The sequence below is a fragment of the Sideroxyarcus sp. TK5 genome (assembly GCF_054601595.1).
In genome coordinates this window covers 74,583-94,967 of sequence record NZ_BAAHSJ010000001.1, presented here as the reverse complement: position 1 = coordinate 94,967, position 20,385 = coordinate 74,583, and the positions used below count along the sequence as shown (strand labels likewise).

The 20,385-nt window shown below is 62.1% G+C and carries 17 protein-coding genes and 1 riboswitch; of the genes, 14 read left to right on the top strand and 3 right to left on the bottom strand.

From position 1 onward, the window contains the following. Positions 1-86: 86 nt before the first annotated feature. Positions 87-1,013, bottom strand: coding sequence for a LysR family transcriptional regulator (locus ACYPYQ_RS00455; protein ID WP_459717703.1), 927 nt, complete (start codon positions 1,011-1,013; stop codon positions 87-89). 145 nt (positions 1,014-1,158) lie between these two features. Between ACYPYQ_RS00455 and ACYPYQ_RS00450 the strand changes: the two genes are divergently transcribed. From ACYPYQ_RS00450 to thiC, 10 genes are all read left to right on the top strand, one after another. Next, positions 1,159-2,034 carry an RnfABCDGE type electron transport complex subunit B gene (locus tag ACYPYQ_RS00450; protein ID WP_459717700.1) on the top strand — a complete coding sequence of 292 codons (876 nt, stop codon included), beginning with the start codon at positions 1,159-1,161 and terminating at the stop codon, positions 2,032-2,034. A gap of 11 nt (positions 2,035-2,045) precedes the next feature. Next, a complete protein-coding gene (locus ACYPYQ_RS00445) occupies positions 2,046-6,950 on the top strand; it encodes a 2-oxoacid:acceptor oxidoreductase family protein (protein WP_459717695.1) in 4,905 nt (1,634 codons plus the stop codon). Between the two features lie 96 nt (positions 6,951-7,046). After that, complete coding sequence (rsxC, locus tag ACYPYQ_RS00440) at positions 7,047-8,420, top strand: electron transport complex subunit RsxC (RefSeq protein ID WP_459719282.1); 1,374 nt, start codon at positions 7,047-7,049, stop codon at positions 8,418-8,420. A gap of 2 nt (positions 8,421-8,422) precedes the next feature. Continuing rightward, positions 8,423-9,445 (top strand): RnfABCDGE type electron transport complex subunit D, encoded by a 1,023-nt coding sequence (locus tag ACYPYQ_RS00435; RefSeq protein WP_459719279.1) that lies wholly within the window; start codon positions 8,423-8,425, stop codon positions 9,443-9,445. Continuing rightward, entirely contained in the window at positions 9,442-10,137 is a 696-nt protein-coding gene (locus tag ACYPYQ_RS00430) for an FMN-binding protein (RefSeq protein WP_459717690.1), read from the top strand. The genes ACYPYQ_RS00435 and ACYPYQ_RS00430 overlap by 4 nt, the downstream gene beginning before the upstream one ends. Next, positions 10,134-10,763 carry an electron transport complex subunit RsxE gene (gene rsxE, locus ACYPYQ_RS00425; RefSeq protein ID WP_459717687.1) on the top strand — a complete coding sequence of 210 codons (630 nt, stop codon included), beginning with the start codon at positions 10,134-10,136 and terminating at the stop codon, positions 10,761-10,763. Before ACYPYQ_RS00430 ends, rsxE begins: the two co-directional genes overlap by 4 nt. After that, positions 10,753-11,340, top strand: coding sequence for an electron transport complex protein RnfA (locus ACYPYQ_RS00420; protein ID WP_459717684.1), 588 nt, complete (start codon positions 10,753-10,755; stop codon positions 11,338-11,340). The genes rsxE and ACYPYQ_RS00420 overlap by 11 nt, the downstream gene beginning before the upstream one ends. Then, complete coding sequence (locus ACYPYQ_RS00415) at positions 11,337-11,528, top strand: chemotaxis protein (protein ID WP_459717680.1); 192 nt, start codon at positions 11,337-11,339, stop codon at positions 11,526-11,528. The genes ACYPYQ_RS00420 and ACYPYQ_RS00415 overlap by 4 nt, the downstream gene beginning before the upstream one ends. A gap of 25 nt (positions 11,529-11,553) precedes the next feature. Further along, positions 11,554-13,917, top strand: coding sequence for a phosphoenolpyruvate synthase (gene ppsA / locus ACYPYQ_RS00410; RefSeq protein WP_459717677.1), 2,364 nt, complete (start codon positions 11,554-11,556; stop codon positions 13,915-13,917). A 162-nt stretch (positions 13,918-14,079) separates the two neighbouring features. After that, positions 14,080-14,171, top strand: a riboswitch (TPP riboswitch). Between the two features lie 24 nt (positions 14,172-14,195). After that, positions 14,196-16,064, top strand: a complete 1,869-nt coding sequence (thiC, locus tag ACYPYQ_RS00405) for a phosphomethylpyrimidine synthase ThiC (protein ID WP_459717673.1) — start codon at positions 14,196-14,198, stop codon at positions 16,062-16,064. 235 nt (positions 16,065-16,299) lie between these two features. On the opposite strand, the gene ACYPYQ_RS00400 is transcribed toward thiC, so the two are convergent. Next, positions 16,300-17,076, bottom strand: a complete 777-nt coding sequence (locus ACYPYQ_RS00400) for an HNH endonuclease (RefSeq protein WP_459717669.1) — start codon at positions 17,074-17,076, stop codon at positions 16,300-16,302. 132 nt (positions 17,077-17,208) lie between these two features. Here ACYPYQ_RS00400 and ACYPYQ_RS00395 point away from each other — a divergent pair, with 132 nt between their 5' ends. The 3 genes from ACYPYQ_RS00395 to ACYPYQ_RS00385 all read left to right on the top strand — a co-directional run bounded on the left by ACYPYQ_RS00395 (position 17,209) and on the right by ACYPYQ_RS00385 (position 18,600). Further along, a complete protein-coding gene (locus ACYPYQ_RS00395) occupies positions 17,209-17,469 on the top strand; it encodes a YkgJ family cysteine cluster protein (RefSeq protein WP_459717664.1) in 261 nt (86 codons plus the stop codon). 9 nt (positions 17,470-17,478) lie between these two features. Continuing rightward, positions 17,479-17,691, top strand: coding sequence for a DUF1289 domain-containing protein (locus ACYPYQ_RS00390; RefSeq protein WP_459717661.1), 213 nt, complete (start codon positions 17,479-17,481; stop codon positions 17,689-17,691). 84 nt (positions 17,692-17,775) lie between these two features. Then, positions 17,776-18,600, top strand: a complete 825-nt coding sequence (locus ACYPYQ_RS00385) for an undecaprenyl-diphosphate phosphatase (RefSeq protein ID WP_459717655.1) — start codon at positions 17,776-17,778, stop codon at positions 18,598-18,600. A gap of 67 nt (positions 18,601-18,667) precedes the next feature. On the opposite strand, the gene ACYPYQ_RS00380 is transcribed toward ACYPYQ_RS00385, so the two are convergent. Continuing rightward, entirely contained in the window at positions 18,668-19,120 is a 453-nt protein-coding gene (locus ACYPYQ_RS00380) for a rhodanese-like domain-containing protein (protein WP_459717649.1), read from the bottom strand. An 80-nt stretch (positions 19,121-19,200) separates the two neighbouring features. On the opposite strand from ACYPYQ_RS00380, the gene ACYPYQ_RS00375 reads away from it, so the two are divergent. After that, complete coding sequence (locus tag ACYPYQ_RS00375) at positions 19,201-20,376, top strand: cation diffusion facilitator family transporter (RefSeq protein ID WP_459717645.1); 1,176 nt, start codon at positions 19,201-19,203, stop codon at positions 20,374-20,376. Positions 20,377-20,385: the final 9 nt, after the last annotated feature.

The following is a 20,385-nucleotide window of genomic DNA, read 5'->3' as shown; positions in this document are numbered from 1 at the left end:
CGCTCCGTAAATCAGTGGCAGGGCGCGCACTGTAATCCCGGCCTTCCGATTCAGTCAAGCGACTTAATCAGATGACTGAACCGTGCTCACATGGTCGGGGCGGTGCCATACACCTCGTGCAGCAACTCGACGAAGCGCCGCGCCTGCGGCGACAGGAACTTGCCCTTGCGCAGGACGAGGCCATAGCCGCGCTGAGGGAAATATTCCTTCAGCGGGATGCACTTCAGCTTCTCGCTCCCTGTCAGACAGATCGCTGTGACGATGGAGATCCCCATCCCGAGCTCGACGTATTTCTTGATCACTTCCCAGCCGCCCGCCTCCAATGTCACCTTGAAAGTCAGGTTGTGCTGCTGGAACACATATTTCACGATGTTCCAGGTAGACAGGTGACGCGGCGGCAGGATCATCCCGTACTGGCTCACCGCTTCCAGCGTCACTTCGTCGTAGGCCGCAAGCGGATGGTCGAGTGGCACGATGAGCACCGGATCGAACAGGGCCACCGGTTCATAGATGATGTCGTCCGGCACTTCCAGCATGGAACCGACCGCGAAGTCGATCTCGTCGGCGCGCAGCATCTTCAGGCCGTCGCGACCGGTGACGTTGTGCAGCTTGGTATGGATGCCGGGATAGCTGGCCACGAAACGGCGCACCGCCTCCGGCAACACATACAGGATGGTGGATTCGCCCGCGCCGATGTTGAGCTCGCCGGATTCCAGCCGCCCGTGCAGCGCGGCGAAGTTCTCCTGCAAGCCGTCCACGCCTTTCACCAGCGGTTCGGCCAGTTCATAGAGCGACTCGCCATCCGGCGTCAGCTTGAGCACCGGGCCGCGCCGCTCGAACAACGTGACGTTCAATTCGCGTTCCAGCGCCTGGATCTGCAGGGTCACCGAGGGCTGGCTGATGAACAGTTTCTGCGCCGCCTGGGTCACGCTGCCGCTGCGCACCACTTCGCAGAAGGCGCGCATCTGCTTGATCCTGCTGTCTTTATAGTAAGCCTGTCCGTCCTTTGCCATACCGATCTCCTCAACTAATACTTATTCGCCTAATAATTAAAATTGAAATTATTGATTCGGTAAATGATTGTAACTTTATTACCCTTACTTCCACTACGAATTAGCGCAGACTGCACGACGAGGCAGGCGCATACGGGGGGTCACCATGATGCAATCGGTCTTGTTTGCCACTACCTTCATGGCTGCTTTGGGCGGCTTGCTCGCGCTGTTCCTCGCGCTGGCCAGCAAGCGCCTGTATGTGTTCGAAGACCCGCGCATCGACCAGGTCGAAGAGCTGCTGCCCCATTCCAACTGTGGTGCCTGCGGTACCGCTGGCTGCCGCAATTTCGCCGAACAAGTGGTTGCCGGCTCCATCGAACCCGCCCGCTGCACCGTCAATCCCCCGCAACAGAATCAGAGCATCGCCTCCCTGCTCGGCATCGACCTCGGCAATGTGGAAAAACGCATCGCGCGTCTGGCCTGCGCCGGCGGCAACAATGTCGCCAAGAGCAGCGCCAACTATGTCGGCCATTCCACCTGCCGTTCAGCAGCAGTGATCAGCGGCGGCGGACGCTCCTGCGTATGGGGCTGTCTCGGTCTGGGCGATTGTTCACATGTCTGCGATTTCGGCGCCATCCACATGAACCGTCAGGGCCTGCCCGAAGTCGACCCGGCAAAGTGCACCGCCTGCGGTGACTGCGTGGACATCTGCCCCAAGCAGCTGTTCTCGCTGGAGCCTGTGTCGCGCCAACTGTGGGTGGCCTGCAAGAACCAGGCTGACCCCAGCGCTTCCGAGAATTCCTGCGAGGTGTCCTGCACCGCCTGCGGCCGCTGCGTGATGGACGCTGCGCCCGGCCTGATCAAGCTCGATCGCAATCTGGCCGTCATCGATTACAGCAAGAACGACATGGCCGACCGCCGTGCCATCGAACGCTGTCCCACCGGTGCCATCGTCTGGCTGGACGGCCAGCGTGCCGACAAGGGCCGCGCCGCCCGCAAGATCATCCGTATCCAACCCCTGCCCGCCACGGCAGAAGCTTGAGGAGTCCGACCATGTTGAACAAGATCAAACAATTCAAGTTGCTGGACGCCCTCACCGGTGCCGAACAGAAGGCCGAGTTCAAGTATCCCGGTGTACGCGACGCCATCGACGGCAACACCGCCGTCATCATGGTGGAGCGCGAAGCCTCCGATGGCGCGGGCGCCTATCCGATCACGCCTTCCACCCAGATGGGCGAATACTGGGCCGAGGCAGTCGCCGCCGGCCACCTCAACACCGCCGGTCGCCCGCTGGTGTTCATCGAGCCGGAATCCGAACACGCCGCCGCCGGTGTCACCGCCGGTCTGGCCATGACCGGCCAGCGCGCGGTCAACTTCACCTCCTCGCAGGGCATGGCTTTCATGCACGAATCGCTGTACGGGGCGGTCGGCAAACGCCTGCCCTACGTGCTGAACGTGGGCTGCCGCGCCATCACCAAGAGTGCGCTCAATGTGCACTGCGGCCATGATGACTACCACTGCGCCGACGACACCGGCTTCATCCAGGTGATGGCGAAGAACGCACAGGAAGCCGCCGACCTGAACATGATCGCGCGCAAGACCGCCGAGCTGGCACTGACACCGGCCATGGTGGCGCAAGACGGCTTCCTCACCACCCACCTGATCGAGCCGGTACTGGTGCCGGAACGCGCACTGGTGGACGAATACCTCGGCCACTCCGACGACATCATCGACACCCCCACCCCCGGCCAGCGCCTGATCTACGGCGACAAACGCCGCCGCGTGCCCCTGCTGTGGGACGTGGACAACCCGGTCTCCTCCGGCGGTGTGGCCAACCAAGATGCCTACATGCAGGCGGTGGCCGCGCAGCGCCCCTACTTCTTCGAGCACATCCCGCAACTGGCCGAGCAGTGCATGGACGAGTATTACAAGCTGACCGGTCGCCGCTACAAGCGTGTGGACGAATACCGCTGCGAAGATGCCGATTACCTCATCCTCGGCCAGGGCAGCATGACGGTGCAGGCCGCCGCCGTGGCCGACTGGCTGCGCGAGCATCGAAAGATCAAAGTGGGCGTGGTCAACCTCACCATGTTCCGCCCCTTCCCCGGCGACCTGCTGGGCAAGGTGCTGAAAGGCAAGAAGGGCGTGGCGGTGCTGGAGCGCACCGACCAGCCGCTGGCGGAAGACCTGCCGCTGATGCGCGAAGTGCGCGCTACGGTTTCCAAGTGTCTGGAGAATGGTCGCGAGAACAACCATGAAGGTTATGCCGCTTACGAAAACCTGAAGGACATGCCCGCGCTGTATTCCGGCTGCTACGGCCTGGGCTCGCGTGACCTGCAACCGGAAGGGCTGATCGCCGCCGTGGAGAACATGCTGCCGGGTGCCGCGCACCGCAAGTTCTACTACCTCTCCGTCGATTTCGTGCGCGACGAATCCGCCACACCGAAACAGGAAGTGCGCCAGCAGGCGCTGCTGGAAGCCTATCCCAACATCAAGCAGATGGCGTTGCGCGGTTCCGAGAACCCCAACCTGCTGCCCAAGGGTGCCATCGCGGTGCGCATGCACTCCATCGGCGGCTGGGGCGCGGTGACCACCGGCAAGAACCTGGCGATGACTTTGTTCGAACTGCTGGGCTGGGACATCAAGGCCAACCCGAAATACGGTTCCGAGAAGAAAGGTCAGCCGACCACCTATTACCTGTCGGCCGCACCGGAGCCGATCCGCATCAACTGCGAATACACCGCCATCGACGTGGCGCTGTCGCCCGACCCGCAAGTGTTCCTGCACACCAACGCGGTGGCCGGTCTGAAGAAAGGCGGCGCGTTCATCATCCAGAGCAACCTCGGCAGCGCCCAAGCGGTATGGGCCACCTTCCCCGCCCACACGCAGAAATACATCGTGGACAACGACATCCGCGTGTTCTACCTGGACGCGTTCAAGATCGCCCGCGAGGAATCCTCCAATCCCGACCTGCAGCTGCGCATGCAGGGCAACGCCTTCCAGGGCGCGTTCTTCCATGCGTCCGATGTGAAGGAGCGTGCGGGCCTCTCCGAAGAAGCGCTGTTCAAGGCCATCGAGAACCAGCTGGAAGCCAAGTTCGGCAAGAAGGGCAAGCGCATCGTCGAGGACAACCTGCGCGTGGTGCGCCGCGGTTACGAAGAGATCTACGAGATACCCGCTTCCGCCAAACAGGTCGGCGCGCGTCAGCTCGCCGTGGCCAAAGTCGCCCCGGCGCTGCCGGTGATGCTCAAGCACTTGCCGGAAGGCGACGGCGGCGCGACCGACATCCACCGTTTCTGGGAGCAGACCGGCAGTTTCTACATGAAGGGCCAGGGCTCCGACAATCTGGTCGATCCGTTCATGGGCATGGCGCTGATCCCGGCCGCCACCGGCGTGTACCGCGACATGACACAGATCCGCTTCGAGTATCCCGAGTGGATCGCCGAGAACTGCACCGCCTGCGGCGAGTGCTACACGCAGTGCCCGGACAACGCCATCCCCGGTCTGGTCTCGACCAGCAGCGACATCCTCAACACTGCGATCCAGATGATAGAGATCGGCGGACGCCCGACGCGCTTCCTGCGCAAGTTCAGTCGCGCCGTCGACAAGAAGCTGCGCGGCATGCTGGACAAGGACGGCCTCGACGTGCGCACCCTGATCGGCAACGCCATCACCGAAGCCTTCGCGGAGGATGCCACGCAGGGCGACGAGCGCGGCCGGCTGGAAGTGGAACTGAACCTGCTGCGCGAGAAGTTGAGCGACTTCAAGTTCGCCACCACCAAACCGTACTGGACGCAGAAAGAGAAGAAGGAGAAAGGCAGCGGCGGCCTGTTCTCCATCACCGTCAATCCCTACACCTGCAAAGGTTGCGCGGTGTGCGTGGAAGTGTGCGCGGACAACGCGCTGCAGATGGTGACGCAGACCCCGGACCGCATCGAGACATTGCGCAAGGAGTGGGACTTCTGGATGGAACTGCCGACCACACCGGCGCAGTTCAGCCGCATCGACGATCTGGACGAGAAGGTCGGTGCGCTGGAGACCCTGTTACTGGACAAACACAACTACAACTCCATGGTCAGCGGCGACGGTGCCTGTCTGGGTTGCGGCGAGAAGACCGCCATCCACCTGTTCACCAGCACTGTCACCGCACTGATGCAGCCGCGCGTGAAGAAGTTCGTGGCCAAGCTGGACACGTTGATCGGCCAGCTGGAAAACCACTTGCGCATGAAGCTGTCGTCCACGGTGAACCTGACCGACACCCATGCCCTGTTGCAGGCCGTGCAAGCCAATCAGGGCCGCGACCTGACCCTGTCCGCGCTGGCTCAGGGCGGCGAGCCCATCGACCAGGACTGGCTGCGCTGGGTGAGCCAACTACTGGAGAAGCTGGTCGACCTGCGCGAGGCCTACACCGGCCCGCGCAGCCGCGCCCACATGGGGGTGATCAACTCCACCGGCTGCACCTCGGTATGGGCGTCGACCTTCCCGTTCAGCCCCTATCCCTTCCCGTTCACCTCGCACCTGTTCCAGGATTCACCGTCGGTGGCGATGGGCGTGTTCGAGGGCCACATGGCCAAGATGATCGACGGCTTCAAGGCGGTGCGCATGGCCGAGATCGAACTGGAACGCGGTTATGCCGCCGCGGACGATGCCGCATTCTTCTCCCACTTCAACTGGCAGCAACTGTCGGAAGAAGAATGGCATCTGTGTCCGCCGGTGGTGGCCATGGGCGGCGACGGCGCGATGTACGACATCGGCTTCCAGAACCTGTCGCGCATGCTGATGTCCGGCATGCCGGTGAAGGTGATGGTGGTGGATACGCAGGTGTATTCCAATACCGGCGGACAGGCGTGCACCTCGGGCTTCATCAGCCAGGTGGCGGACATGTCGCCGTACGGCAAGAAGGGCCACGGCAAGACCGAGATCCGCAAGGAGATCAGCCTGATCGGCATGACCCATCGCACCTCCTACGTGTTGCAGGGCAGCGTGTCCAATCCGACCCACCTGATCGAGAGCTACATCGACGGCCTCAACAGTCGCCGTCCGGCATTGTTCAACGTGTATGCCGTGTGTCCGCCCGAGCACGGCGTGGGCGACGACACCCTGACCCGGCAGAGCAAGCTGGCGGTGGAATCGCGCGCCTACCCGCTGTTCCGCTACGACCCGGATGCGGGCGTCACCTTCTCCGAGTGCGTGAGCCTGGAAGGCAACCCGTCCCTGGACAAGGACTGGGTCGAGTACAGCCTCGATTATCTGGACGAGAACGGCCAGCCGCAGAAGATGAGCTTGCCGCTGACCTTCGCCGACTTCGCGCTCTCCGAAGGCCGCTTCGCCAAGCAGTTCAAGAAGGCTCCGCCCGACACCTGGAACGACGACATGGTGTTGCTGGCCGACTTCCTCAAGCTGGATGCGGACGAGCGCAACGGCAAGTTCCCCTACATCTGGGCGGTGGACAAGAAGCAGCGTCTGATGCGCGCACTGGTGTCGCAGGAACTGGTCAACTCTTGCGAGGAGCGCCAGCAGTTCTGGCAACAGTTGAAGGATGTGGCCGCCATCGGCCGCGCAGTCGGCGACGAGACTGTCATCGCAGACCGCGTACGCCGGGAACTGATCCAGCAATTGTCTTCCGGCCTGGGCGGTGGCGCACCGGCACCGCAGGTGATGAGCACAGTGTCCGGTGGCGCATCCGCCCCGGCTGCCAACGCGGAGAACTATGAAGCCGTGTGGATCGAAACGCCGGAATGTACGGCGTGTGACGAATGCATGAATATCAACCCCAAGGTGTTTGCCTACAATGAAGCCAAGAAAGCAATCGTTATCGACCCGAAAGCGGGCACTTATCTGGAGATCGTCAAGGCGGCGGAGAAGTGCACCGCCGGCGTGATCCATCCGGGCACGCCCTGGAACAGCAATGAGCCCAACCTGGACAAGCTCGTTGCCCGGGCAGCCAAATTCAACTGATCCATCACCGAAAAAATGGATCGACCGGTTTACAGTGAAGCAGGTTCGGCAAAGGGGCTCTCTCTCCTCCCTGCGCCCCCCGCGCATCCCCCCTTGGTGGAAGGGCAACATCCTTCCCACGGGCTTGCTTCACTTTTTTCTTCCTGGCGTCGCGGCACGTTCCAGCGCGGCGTCCACCCCGCACCGCACAAGGGCACGCTCGATCAGCCGATCAAACGCATGCCCTTCCCGCGCAAGCTGGTGCTGCCGCTGGCGCAGCACATCGGCAAGCCTTCCGTGCCGCTGGTCGCGGTCGGCGAGGAAGTGGCGCGCGGTCAGCTCATCGCGCGTGCGGACGGCGCGCTGTCCGCGCCCATCCACGCTCCGGCCGACGGCGTGATCGAGGCCATCACGCCGCGCCCCAACACGCGCGGTGCGTGGACCGATGCCATCGTGCTGCGCGTGTACGAAGCCTCGACACAGGAGGTGCGCTGCGGCGAGCCGCTCGACCTCGACGCGCTCGACCACACACAACTGATCGCCGCCATCCAGCAGATCGGTATGGTCGGTCTGGGCGGCGCGGCCTTCCCCAGCCACGCCAAGTTGAACGTACCCGCCGACAAGCAGGTGCATACGCTGATCGTGAACGGCTGCGAGTGCGAGCCCTACCTCACCTGCGACTACAAGCTGATGCGCGAATGGCCAGCCGAGTTGCTGGCCGGTATCCGCATCGCGCTGCGCGCCAGCGGCGCCACGCGCGCCATCATCGGCGTGGAAGACAATAAGCTGGACGCGATGGCCGCCATCCGTCCACACCTGTCCGCGGACGGCAGCATCACGCTGCAGGCGGTCGCCACCAAATATCCGCAGGGCGCGGAGAAGATGCTGATCAAATCGTTGCTCGGTCTCGATGTGCCGAACGGCGGCTTGCCCAGCCAGCTCGGACTGGTGGTGCACAACGTCGGCACGCTGGCGCTGCTGGGTCGTTTGCTGCCGCGCGGTCAGGGCCTGATCGAGCGTGTGGTGACCTTGGCCGGCCCAGGCATCAAGAAGCCCGGCGATTACTGGATCCCGTTCGGTACCACGCTGCGCAGCATCCTCGACTGGGCGGGCGATCCGGATTGCAAGGAACGCGAGGTCATCCTCGGCGGGCCGATGATGGGACAGGCCGCCAGCACGCTGGACATCCCGGTGAGCAAGGGCACCTCCGGCATCCTGGTGTTCGACAAGCGCATGCTCGAACCCATCACCAAACAGAGCTGGGCGTGCATCCATTGTTCCGAGTGCGTGAACGCCTGCCCGATGGGATTGAATCCCTCACAGCTGGGCATGCTGTCGGCTAAACTGGAGTTCGACGAGATGGCCGAGCACTATCATCTCGGCGACTGTTTCGAATGCGGCTGTTGCAGCTATGTGTGCCCGTCGCACATCCCGCTGGTGCAGCAGTTCCGCGCGGCCAAGGCTTTCTTGCGCGAAAGGAAACCGACTTGAGCATGCAACTGCGCGCCTCGCCGCACCTGCACAGCGGGCGCGATGTCCCCACCATCATGCGTCATGTGGTGTATGCGCTGCTGCCGGTGTGCGCCTTCTCGATCTGGCAATACGGCCTGTCCTCGCTCGCGCTGATCGTCACCGTCACCCTTTCCTGCCTGTTCGCCGAACGCCTTTCCAACAAACTGTCCGGCACGGTGAACACCCTGTCCGACTGGAGCGCCACCATCACCGGCGTGCTGCTGGCGCTGACGCTGCCGCCCGCTTTCCCGCTGTGGATGGGCGCGGTGGCCGGACTCACCGCCGTGTGGCTGGGCAAGTCCCTGTTCGGCGGACTGGGCCACAACCCGTTCAACCCGGCGCTGGTCGGCCGCGCTTTCGTGCAAGCCGCCTTCCCCACCGCCATCACCACCTGGGCGCCCGCTTTCGCCCCGCAACGTTTCACCGAGTTCATCCCCTCCTCGCTGACCCTGCCGCTGATGCAGCCGAACGACATCAGCGCCTGGGTAGCGGCCAACATGGTGGACGGTTTCACCGGGGCCACGCCGCTGGCGCGCTGGAAGTTCGAGCAATTCGTCTACCCGGTGGAAGACATGATCACCGGCGCGGCCTCCGCCTCCACCGGCGAGACCTCGGCCTTGCTGCTGGTGGTGTGCGGCCTGTACCTGATCGCGCGCAAGTTCATGGACTGGCGCATCCCGGTGGCGGTGGTCGGCAGCGCGCTGCTGCTGGCGCTGGCCTTCCGCCTGTTCGGTGGCGACGAATATCCGCCCGTGCATCTGGTACTGCTGTCCGGCGGCCTGATGCTGGGCGCGCTGTTCATGGCCACCGACATGGCGACCTCGCCGGTCAGCCCGCGCGCAGTGTGGGCCTATGGTGCGATCATCGGCACGGTGACGATATTGATCCGTTATTTCGGCGGCCTCACCGAAGGCGTGATGTACGCCATCCTGTTCGGCAACGCGCTGGCGCCGCTGCTGGATAAATACCTGCAACCCAAGGTGTTCGGAGCGCACAAAAAATGAGTGGCGTGCAACCCATCCACGTCGTCCCGCCGGTCAACAGCCTGCGCATGGTGCGCACGCTGATGCTGGTGACCGCGCTGTGCGGCGGCCTGATCGTGGCGGTGTGGCAATGGACGCAACCGGCCATCGCCGCCAACAAGAAAGTAGTGCTGGAACGCAGCGTGCGCGCGCTGATCCCCAACGCGGCCGAGATCGTCGAGTACGACGCAAGCAGCCAAGGCATCATGCCCGCCAAGGGCGACCCGGCGGCGGGCGCGGTGCGTTTCTATGCCGCTTACGACAAAGACGGCAAGCTGGAAGCCATCGCCGCCGAAGGCGCCGCGCGCGGTTATTCCGACACGGTGCGCGTGCTGTACGGCTATCGCCACGCCTGCGAATGCATCTTCGGCATCCAGGTCACGCAGATGCGCGAGACGCCCGGCATCGGCGACAAGATCATCACCGACCCGGCGTTCCTGAAGAACTTCGAGCGTCTGGACGTGAGCCTGACGCCGGACATGAAGTCGCTGTTCAATACCGTGAAGACCGTGAAGCACGGCAGCAAGCAGTTCGGCTGGGAGATCGACGCCATCGCCGGCGCGACCATCACGTCCAAGGCGGTGGGACGCGGCATCAACGACAGCGCGCAGCGTCTGCTACCCCTGTTGCTGCCGCATCTGGAAGCCGTGAAACAGAATGGAGGCATGCAATGAGCAGCCAACCCTTGCAGGCGAGCAACATGGAACAGTTGCTGGAAGGCATCTGGAAACAGAACCCGGTGTTCGTGATGGCGCTCGGCATGTGCCCCGCGCTGGCGGTGACCGTGTCGGCATTCAACGCGCTGGGCATGGGACTGGCCACCACCTTCGTGCTGATCTGCTCCTGCACACTGATCTCCATGCTGCGCCGCTTCATCCCCAGGGAAGTGCGCATCGCTACCTACATCGTGATCATCGCCACCTTCGTCACGCTGGTCGATTACCTCATCCAGGCGGTGAGCCTCGCGCTGTACGAGGCACTGGGTGCCTTCATCCAGCTCATCGTGGTGAACTGCATCATCCTCGGCCGCGCCGAGGCGCACGCAGCCAAGAACCCGCCGTTCTCCGCGATGGTGAACGCGCTGGGTATGGGCATCGGTTTCACCATCGGCCTGTTCGCGCTGGGCAGCGTGCGCGAGATCCTCGGCGCGGGCAAGCTGTTCGGCATCTCGCTGTTCGGCGAACATTTCCAGCCCTGGGTGGTGATGGTGTTGCCGCCCGGCGGCTTCTTCGTGCTCGGTCTGTGGCTGCTGTTCTTCGCATGGCTGGCCAAACGCAAGGAGGCTCAACATGGAGCATGAGACCCTCGGGCAGATCTTCATCATCACCGTGCTCTCCAGCAACTTCGTGCTGGCGATGTTCCTCGGTCTGTGTCCTTTCCTCGGCGTGTCCGGCAAGCTGGAGACCGCCGTACCGATGGGCATCGCCACCAGTTTCGTGATGCTGGTCGCCTCGCTGTGCAGCTATGCGCTGAACCAGTTGCTGACCCATTTCGATCTGGAGTTCCTGCGCCTGATCGCCTATATCGCGGTGATCGCCTCCGCCGTGCAACTGGTGGAGATGGTGATGAAGAAATTCTCACCCGCGCTGTTCCGGGCGCTGGGCATCTACCTGCCGCTGATCACCACCAACTGCGCGGTGCTGGGTGTGGCACTGTTCCAGACCGCGCGCGGTTACGACCTCGGTCAGGCCGTGGCCTTCAGTCTGGGCGGCGGAGTGGGTTTCTCGCTGGCGCTGATCCTGATGGCCGGTGTGCGCGAGCGATTGAACCTGTCCAATCTGCCCGGTGTGATGCACGGCACAGCGCTGTCGCTGATGCTGGCCGGGCTGCTGTCGCTGGCGTTCATGGGCTTCGGCGGCATCGGAGTGGCGCGATGAAGTATCTCGTCGCCATCACGGTCATGCTCGGTCTGGTATTCATCTGGCTCGCGGTGCAAACTGCGGCCAGACGGTTCGCGGCGCACCATCCGGAATTCGGACCGGCGCGCGAAGAGGGAGAAGAAAGTTGTGGCGGATGCAGCAGCAGTTGCGCCGGCCATTGTGTGAGCAGCACTCATCACCACTAGAAGATCTTTAACGAGGGAGAACGTTATGCAACCGTATGTCATTCCATTCGAATCGCTGGGCATCGCCGACATCCCCGAGGTAGGCGGCAAGAACGCCTCGCTCGGCGAGATGATCTCCAACCTGAGCTCGACAGGCGTTCAGGTCCCCGGCGGCTTCGCCACCACGGCGCATGCGTATCGCGACTTCCTCGCCAACGACGGGCTGGACAAGCGCATCGAGGAGAAGCTCTCCACGCTGGACATCGAGGATGTCTCCGCGCTGGCCGAAGCGGGCCGCACCATCCGCAACTGGATCGTCGACGCACCGTTGCCGGCGCGGCTCGAGGCCGAGATCCGCGAGCACTATGCACGCATGACCGACGGTGACGAAGGCAGTTATGCCGTGCGCTCCTCGGCCACGGCGGAAGACCTGCCGGACGCCTCGTTCGCCGGCCAGCAGGAGACCTTCCTCAACATCCACGGTATCGAGAACATCCTGCATGCGATCCGCGAGGTGTTCGCCTCGCTGTACAACGACCGCGCCATCTCCTATCGCGTCCACAAGGGTTTCACCCACGCCGAAGTGGCTTTGTCCGCCGGCGTGCAACGCATGGTGCGTTCCGACGTAGGCGCGTCCGGCGTGATGTTCACGCTGGATACCGAGTCCGGCTTCAAGGACGCCGTGTTCATCACCTCATCCTACGGTCTGGGCGAGATGGTGGTGCAGGGCGCGGTGAACCCGGACGAGTTCTATGTTCACAAGCCACAACTGGCAGCCGGCTTCCCCGCCGTGATCCGCCGCGGGCTGGGCTCCAAGCTGCAGCGCATGGTGTTCGACGAGCAGCGCTCGGCCGGCCGCTCCACGCGCATCGAAGCGGTTCCCGCCGCCGACCAGCAGCGTTTCTCCATCACCGACGAGGACGTGCTGCAGCTGGCGCGCTATGCGGTGGCGATCGAACAGCACTACGGGCGCCCGATGGACATCGAGTGGGGCAAAGACGGTAACGACGGCAAACTGTACATCCTGCAGGCACGCCCGGAGACGGTGAAATCCAACGTCGCGCACGGCGGCACCGAGAAGTACCGGCTGAAACAGCGCGGCGACGTGCTGACCGAGGGCCGTGCCATCGGCCAGAAGATCGGCGTGGGCCGCGTGCGCATCGTGTCCGGTCCGGAAGAGATGGGCAAGGTCGAGGCCGGCGACATCCTGGTCACCGACATGACAGACCCGAACTGGGAGCCGGTGATGAAGAAGGCCGCCGCCATCGTCACCAACCGCGGCGGCCGCACCTGCCACGCGGCCATCATCGCGCGCGAGCTGGGCATCCCGGCCATCGTCGGTTGCGGCCACGCCACCACCGACCTGCAGGACGGCGAGATGGTGACCGTGTCCTGCGCCGAAGGCGACACCGGCTTCGTCTATCACGGCGCGCTGCCGTTCGAGGTGGTGGTGCATGACGAGGAAGCCCTGCCGCAGATCCCGGTGAAGCTGATGCTCAACGTGGGTAATCCCACGCTGGCCTTCGAGTTCGCGCAACTGCCCTCTGCCGGCATCGGTCTGGCCCGGCTGGAGTTCGTCATCAACAACATGATCGGCATCCACCCCAAGGCCGTGCTGGAGCACAACCGCCTGCCGGGCAAGCTGCACGAAGCGGTGATGAAACGCGCCGCCGGCTATGCCGACCCCATCGAGTTCTACGTGGAGAAACTCACCGAAGGCGTGGCCACACTGGCTGCCGCGTTCTGGCCGAAGAAAGTCATCGTGCGCATGTCCGACTTCAAGTCGAACGAGTACCGCAAGCTGCTGGGCGGCGAGGTCTACGAGCCGATGGAAGAGAACCCGATGATCGGTTTCCGCGGCGCAGGGCGCTATGTCGCCGCCACCTTCAGCGACTGCTTCGAGCTCGAGTGCCGCGCCATGAAGCGCGTGCGCGAGAAACTGGGCTACACCAACGTCGAGATCATGATCCCCTTCGTGCGCACCGTGGGCGAAGCGAAAGAGGTGGTGGAGACGCTGGCCAGGCACGGCCTGAAGCGCGGCGAGAACGGCCTGCGCCTGATCATGATGTGCGAGATCCCGTCCAACGCGCTGCTGGCCGAAGAGTTCCTGCAATACTTCGACGGCTTCTCCATCGGCTCCAACGACCTGACGCAGCTCACGCTGGGTCTCGACCGCGATTCCAGTCTGGTGGCCGACCGTTTCGACGAACGCGACGGCGCGGTGAAGGCGTTGCTCACGATGGCGATCAGCACCTGCAACCGGCTGGACAAATACGTCGGCATCTGCGGCCAGGGGCCGTCTGACCATTTCGACTTCGCCCAGTGGCTGATGGAACAAGGCATACAGACCATGTCGCTCAACCCGGACACCCTGCTGGAGACCTGGCGCAAGCTGGGCCAAGCCAAGTAGGCGGTCCAACCGTTTGCCCGTCCCTCCGCTTCTCTCTCCCTCTCTCCTCGGCGGAGGTGTCGGGCCCTTACTCTGAAGGGTCGCCAGACATGGCGACCCTTTTCCATGCGTGGGCATGAGCCTGTTTTGGCTTGTGTTTTTGCCCTGTTTCCAGTACCTTGCGCCCCTCGCTAGGGGTCTGCCGCAGGGCAGTGAGACACACCCTTTGAACCTGTACGGGTCATGCCGTCGTAGGGAAGCATCCTTCCGGTGCTTCTTGCAATCTCAGGAGTACCACAATGAACGCACCCGAATTCCTTTCTTCTACTGCGCATGTCGATGAGGCCGCCATCAAGCCCTTGCCGAATTCGCGCAAGATCTATGTGCAAGGTTCGCGCCCCGACATCCGCGTGCCGATGCGCGAGATCACGCTGAGCGACACCCACCTGAACAACGGCGTGGAGAAGAACCCGCCCATCTACGTGTACGACTGCTCCGGCCCTTATACCGACCCGGATGTGAAGATCGACATCCGTTCCGGTCTGGAAGAACTGCGCGCAGGATGGATCGCCGAGCGCGGCGACACCGAGGAGCTGCCGCGCCTGAGTTCCGACTACGGCCAGCAACGTCTGGGCGACCCGGCGCTGGCCGACATGCGCTTCAACCTCAAGCACACCCCGCGCCGCGCCAAGCCGGGCATGAACGTGACGCAGATGCACTACGCCCGCAAAGGCATCATCACGCCGGAGATGGAATACATCGCCATCAGGGAGAACCAGAAGCGCGACGGTCTTTCCGAGATGATGCTCAAACAGCACCCCGGCGAGAACTTCGGCAAGGCGATGCCTAAAGAGATCACGCCCGAGTTCGTGCGCAGCGAAGTTGCCGCCGGACGCGCCGTCATCACCGCCAATATCAACCACCCCGAATGCGAACCGATGATCATCGGCCGCAACTTCCTTGTGAAGATCAACGCCAACATCGGCAACTCCGCGCTCGGTTCCAGCATACAGGAAGAAGTGGAGAAGATGACCTGGGCCATCCGCTGGGGCGGCGACACGGTGATGGACTTGAGCACCGGCAAGAACATCCACGAGACGCGCGAATGGATCATCCGCAATTCGCCCGTGCCCATCGGCACTGTGCCCATCTATCAGGCGCTGGAGAAGGTGAACGGCAAGGCCGAAGACCTGACCTGGGAGATCTTCAAGGACACGCTGATCGAGCAGGCCGAACAGGGCGTGGACTACTTCACCATTCACGCTGGCGTGCTGCTGCGCTACATCCCCATGACCGCCAAGCGCATGACCGGCATCGTCTCGCGCGGCGGCTCCATCATGGCCAAGTGGTGTTTGGCGCACCACAAGGAGAACTTCCTCTACACGCACTTCGAAGAGATCTGCGAAATCATGAAGGCCTATGACGTGACCTTCAGTCTGGGTGATGGTCTGCGTCCCGGCTCGGTCTACGACGCTAACGACGAAGCTCAGCTCGGTGAACTCAAGACGCTGGGCGAACTCACCCAGATCGCGTGGAAGCACGACGTGCAGGTGATGATCGAAGGCCCCGGCCATGTGCCCATGCACATGATCAAGGAAAACATGGACCTGCAACTGAAGTGGTGCCACGAAGCGCCGTTCTACACGCTAGGGCCCCTGACGCAGGACATCGCCCCCGGCTACGATCACATCACCAGCGCCATCGGCGCCGCGATGATCGGCTGGTTCGGCACCGCCATGCTCTGCTACGTCACCCCCAAGGAACACCTCGGCCTGCCCAACAAGGCCGACGTGAAGGAAGGCATCATCACCTACAAGATCGCCGCCCACGCCGCCGACCTCGCCAAGGGCCACCCCGGCGCGCAGATCCGCGACAACGCCATGAGCAAGGCGCGCTTCGAGTTCCGCTGGGAAGACCAGTTCAACATCGGCCTAGACCCCGACCGCGCCCGCGAATTCCACGACGAGACCCTGCCCAAGGAATCCGCCAAAGTCGCCCACTTCTGCTCCATGTGCGGCCCGCAGTTCTGCTCGATGAAGATCAGCCAGGACGTGCGCGACTTCGCTGCGAAGGAAGGACTATCCGAGCAGGCCGCGCTGGAAAAAGGGATGGAAGTGAAGTCGGTAGAGTTTGTGAAGCAGGGAGCTGAGGTTTATCACAAGGCGTGATGCCTCTTGTACTCAGCAAAAGAAACGGGCCGCATCGCGGCCCGTTTAATTTTCAACCATTAGTATTTCGCGCTTGCAGCCTAAGCATTCGTTAACAAATACGCGCTCGCCTTCGATTTCCTTTATTGCGAGTAACTCAAGACGTGCGCCGCAATATCCGCAAGTGTCTGGTTGGTCGTTCATGATGAAATAGATTCGACTATCCGAATTTTCAGCATTGCAATGCACGTTTTCGTCACCCCCGACTATCCAAAAAAAGTTCGTTGCGGTGCCATGCAATGAATTCTGGCTGAGGTGCAAAGCGTTCGGGCAATTCTATCACCCGCCCCTCTAGCGGCAAGAGAACCTCAACCACAAACGCCTCTTTGTTCCGCTTCAACTCTTCCGAAACGACGACCCTCATATCGTCGGAAATCGTTATAAGCCCTTTATCAAATGCACGGTCATGAATGGCTGACAAACAAAGGCCATTGCTTGGATTCAAGCGATTCGCCTTATCTTTGCTCCAAGGCACGATATGACTGGCTACCAGCAAACGAGGCTCCGACAAACCTGACATACAACAGCGCCCTCGATAGCTACTCAACACTGCACGGCGGAAGAAGCTTTGTTTGATGCGTTGCTCGGTCACGACTTTGCGAGTCTCCCCAGTGAAGTCTTCTGGAATGAGTTGTTCGTCTGAGTCGTCCATCGGTTGAGCATCGGCGTCCAGCTTTCGCCTGAGCATTTCGCTCTCGACAGCCAAAGCCTCCCAGTCAGCGTGAAATTCATCCCAAATCTCACGATCAAGATTCGACGCCCCTTCAAGCCCTTTTCGACCCGTGCTCGTGATGGCCGGATCAAGGCTGGCAAAGTTACTCAGCTTCATTGCCACGGCTCCGGGCGTCCGCCCAATAAGACCCGCAAGCTTGATGACCTCTGGCGTGCGCATATCCAACTTGCCGAACGGTAATTGGCAATACAGATGGAATGCGAGTTTTAATTGTTCTTTCGTCCAGCGGTTCGTAGCCATGTAGTCCTCCGACGATTCGACCTGCATATGGCCGAGGCATCCGTATCAAATGGTGCGCATCAGTTTATCCTGGTATCCATTCTAGATATATCTCCGATGTAAACTATCGCTCCGCTCGCTCACTTACCCACCATGATCTGCCGCCCTTCCTGTGCCGCCTGCTGCATCGCGCCTTCCATCACCTCGCCCCTGCCCGGCATGCCGCATGGCAAGCCTGCCGGGGTGCCGTGCGTGCAGCTTGATGAGGCGTTGCGTTGCAAGGTGTTCGGCAAGCCTGAGCGGCCTGCTTTCTGTGGCGGGTTGCAGCCTTCGGCGGAGATGTGTGGCGAGTCGCGTGAGCATGCACTGGCGTGGTTGACGCGTTTGGAGCTGGCGACTTGCCCGCGGGTATAATGCCGCGCCATGTCTTCCGCACATCCTCCCCTTCCCCTTGAGATCACTGCTGATTCACCTTGCATCGGCCATTGCACCACGGTGCTGGGCGATGACGTTTGCCGCAGTTGTTTGCGCACCTTCGAGGAGGTGAGCCGCTGGCTGGAGATGAACGATGAGGAGCGGCGGGCGGTGAATCGGCGGATCGCGTTGCTGGGTGATGGACGCGCTCGGCAAACCTAGTACGACAACTTGCGTTCGCCCTGCTTGGGGTGAACGGTTCTTTGATTAACTGGATTCCCGCGTGCGCGGGAATGACAAGACTTTATGGATATTGCTCTGCTTTTGAAGGCCGCCATCCTCGGCGTGGTGGAGGGTTTGACCGAGTTCTTGCCGATCTCTTCGACCGGTCACTTGATCATCCTCGGTGATCTGCTTGGTTACAACGACGAGACGAGCAAGGTGTTCAAGATCGTGATCCAGTTGGCGGCGATTCTGGCGGTGTGCTGGGATTATCGCGAGCGGCTGATGCGCACGGTGCGCGGCATCAAGACGGATCCGGTCGAGCAACGTTTCGTGGGGTTGCTGTTCGTGGCATTTCTGCCAGCGGCGGTGCTGGGCTTTATGTTCCATTCGACCATCAAGGCGCTGCTGTTCAATCCGATCACGGTGGCGACGGCGCTGATCGTGGGCGGCTTGGTCATTCTGTATGTGGAGAAGCGCAACTATCACCCGCGCTTGAATTCGGTGGATGAGATGCGCTGGCCGGATGCGCTGAAGGTGGGCTTTGCGCAGGCGCTGGCGATGATCCCCGGCACGTCTCGTTCGGGGGCGACCATCATGGGCGGTTTGATCTTCGGTCTGTCACGCAAGACAGCTGCGGAGTTCTCGTTCTTTCTGGCGATCCCGACCATGTTCGCGGCGACGGCTTACGATCTGTACAAGAACTGGGCGTTGCTGCATGCGGCCGACATCCCGGTGTTCGCGGTGGGCTTCGTGTGCTCGTTCATCGCTGCGATGTGGGCGGTGCGCGGTTTCATCAAGTTCATCTCGAACCATACCTTCGTGGTGTTCGCCTGGTATCGCATCGTGTTCGGTGTGATCGTGCTGTTGACGGCTTACACCGGGGTGGTGAGCTGGTCGCATCCGTAAAAATGCCCGCCGAAGCGGGCATTTCTTGCGTTCATACTTCGGCTAGCGCAGCACGAACGGCGTGTGGTCAACCCTGTTCCCAGGGCAGGTCTTTTGCGCGCCAGCCGTTCAGCTTGTTGCGCTGGTTGCTGCTGTTCTTGTCGCCTTCGAAGCCTTCGAGGATGTTGTAGCAATCGGCGTAGCCGTTCTGCGTGGCGAGTGCAGCAGCCATGTGTGAACGTTGCGCGGTGCGGCACAGGAAGAGCACCAGTGATTCCTTGTCCACTTGCTGTTCCAGCGAGGCCATGAAGTTGGGGTTGGGTTTCATGCCGGGGTAGCTCAGCCATTCGATCTCGACCGCGCCCGGCACTTTGCCGACCCAGTCGATCTCGGCGCGGGTGCGCACGTCGACCAGTTTGGCACCGGGGGCGCTCTGCCAGATGGTGTTCGCTTCTTCAGGCGTGAGTGCGCCTTCGTACGGCAGGCCCAGATCCTTTGCGCGGTTCTGTGCTGTCGTCAATATTTCTGTGATCTTTCCCATATACCTTTGTGTCTGTGTTGTTTAAGGTTCGGTGCGCGGATGCTATCCTGCGCGCTCGTCTGCATACTATCCCAACAGCGATGAAAAATCACACGCACGCACATGGCCACGACAAGTCGGCCGCCTTTGAACCCGCTCATCCCGAGCGCTTCGCTGCGGCGCGCAAGAGCACCTGGGTCAGCATCCTCGTCAATCTGTTCCTGACTGTGGCGCAATTGGTGGGCGGTTATTTCGGTCGCTCGCAATCGCTGATCGCAGACGGCCTGCATTCGCTCTCCGATCTGCTGGCGGATATCCTCGTGCTGTTCGCGAACCGTCACGGCAACAAGCACGCCGATGCGAACCATCCCTACGGCCATGCGCGCATCGAGACGGCGGCTTCGCTGATCCTCGGTGCGAGTCTGGGGGCGGTCGGCATCGCGCTGCTGATCTCGGCGGGTTTGCGCCTGCAACATCCCGAGCAGGTGCAGCCGGTGCAGGTCTACACATTGTATGTGGCGCTGTTCACTCTGGCCGCGAAGGAGATATTGTTCCGCTACATGCTGGCCATCGCGAAACGCGTGCGTTCGCAGATGCTGGTGGCGAACGCGTGGCATGCGCGCTCCGATGCGGCGTCTTCGCTGGTGGTGATCGTGGGGATCTCGGGCAACCTGCTGGGCTATACCTTCCTCGACCTGATCGCTGCGGCTGTGGTGGGGGTGATGATCGCCTACATGGGTTTCCAGTTCGCGCGCGATGCGATGCTGGAGCTGGTGGATACCGGGCTGGAGGCCGAAGAGGTGCGCGCCATCCGCAACACGCTCAAATCGGTGCCGGGCGTGCTGGGCCTGCACGAACTTCGCACGCGCAAGATGGCGGACAACGCGCTGGTCGACGCGCACATCATGGTCGATCCCTACATCAGCGTGTCGGAAGGGCATTACATCGCGGAGGCGGCGCGCGCCGCCGTGCTCAACAGCCACCATGTGATGGATGTGATGGTGCATATCGACCCGGAGGATGATGTGAAGTCCAAGCCGAATGCCCATACACCGCAGCGCCATCTGCTGCTGATGCATCTGCAGAAGCGCCTTGAAATGGAGCTGCCGCCGGACACGCGTTTCGTGCTGCATTACCTGAACGGCAAGATCGAGGCCGAGTTGCTTCTTCCGCTGGCGGTCGATGCCGGGATGTTGCAGGCGAAGTGCGATGCCATCGTCGCCGACGACCCCTATTTCAAGCGCATCAAGGTGTTTCAGATTTCCGCACCAAAATAGTGCGCGTCG

Bases quoted from the DNA above. Each gene is read 5' to 3' on its own strand.
- ACYPYQ_RS00455 (WP_459717703.1), bottom strand. From the start codon at position 1,013: ATGGCAAAGGACGGACAGGCTTACTATAAAGACAGCAGGATCAAGCAG.
- ACYPYQ_RS00450 (WP_459717700.1), top strand. From the start codon at position 1,159: ATGATGCAATCGGTCTTGTTTGCCACTACCTTCATGGCTGCTTTGGGC.
- ACYPYQ_RS00445 (WP_459717695.1), top strand. From the start codon at position 2,046: ATGTTGAACAAGATCAAACAATTCAAGTTGCTGGACGCCCTCACCGGT.
- ACYPYQ_RS00435 (WP_459719279.1), top strand. From the start codon at position 8,423: ATGCAACTGCGCGCCTCGCCGCACCTGCACAGCGGGCGCGATGTCCCC.
- ACYPYQ_RS00430 (WP_459717690.1), top strand. From the start codon at position 9,442: ATGAGTGGCGTGCAACCCATCCACGTCGTCCCGCCGGTCAACAGCCTG.
- rsxE (WP_459717687.1), top strand. From the start codon at position 10,134: ATGAGCAGCCAACCCTTGCAGGCGAGCAACATGGAACAGTTGCTGGAA.
- ACYPYQ_RS00420 (WP_459717684.1), top strand. From the start codon at position 10,753: ATGGAGCATGAGACCCTCGGGCAGATCTTCATCATCACCGTGCTCTCC.
- ACYPYQ_RS00415 (WP_459717680.1), top strand. From the start codon at position 11,337: ATGAAGTATCTCGTCGCCATCACGGTCATGCTCGGTCTGGTATTCATC.
- ppsA (WP_459717677.1), top strand. From the start codon at position 11,554: ATGCAACCGTATGTCATTCCATTCGAATCGCTGGGCATCGCCGACATC.
- thiC (WP_459717673.1), top strand. From the start codon at position 14,196: ATGAACGCACCCGAATTCCTTTCTTCTACTGCGCATGTCGATGAGGCC.
- ACYPYQ_RS00400 (WP_459717669.1), bottom strand. From the start codon at position 17,076: ATGGCTACGAACCGCTGGACGAAAGAACAATTAAAACTCGCATTCCAT.
- ACYPYQ_RS00395 (WP_459717664.1), top strand. From the start codon at position 17,209: ATGATCTGCCGCCCTTCCTGTGCCGCCTGCTGCATCGCGCCTTCCATC.
- ACYPYQ_RS00390 (WP_459717661.1), top strand. From the start codon at position 17,479: ATGTCTTCCGCACATCCTCCCCTTCCCCTTGAGATCACTGCTGATTCA.
- ACYPYQ_RS00385 (WP_459717655.1), top strand. From the start codon at position 17,776: ATGGATATTGCTCTGCTTTTGAAGGCCGCCATCCTCGGCGTGGTGGAG.
- ACYPYQ_RS00380 (WP_459717649.1), bottom strand. From the start codon at position 19,120: ATGGGAAAGATCACAGAAATATTGACGACAGCACAGAACCGCGCAAAG.
- ACYPYQ_RS00375 (WP_459717645.1), top strand. From the start codon at position 19,201: ATGAAAAATCACACGCACGCACATGGCCACGACAAGTCGGCCGCCTTT.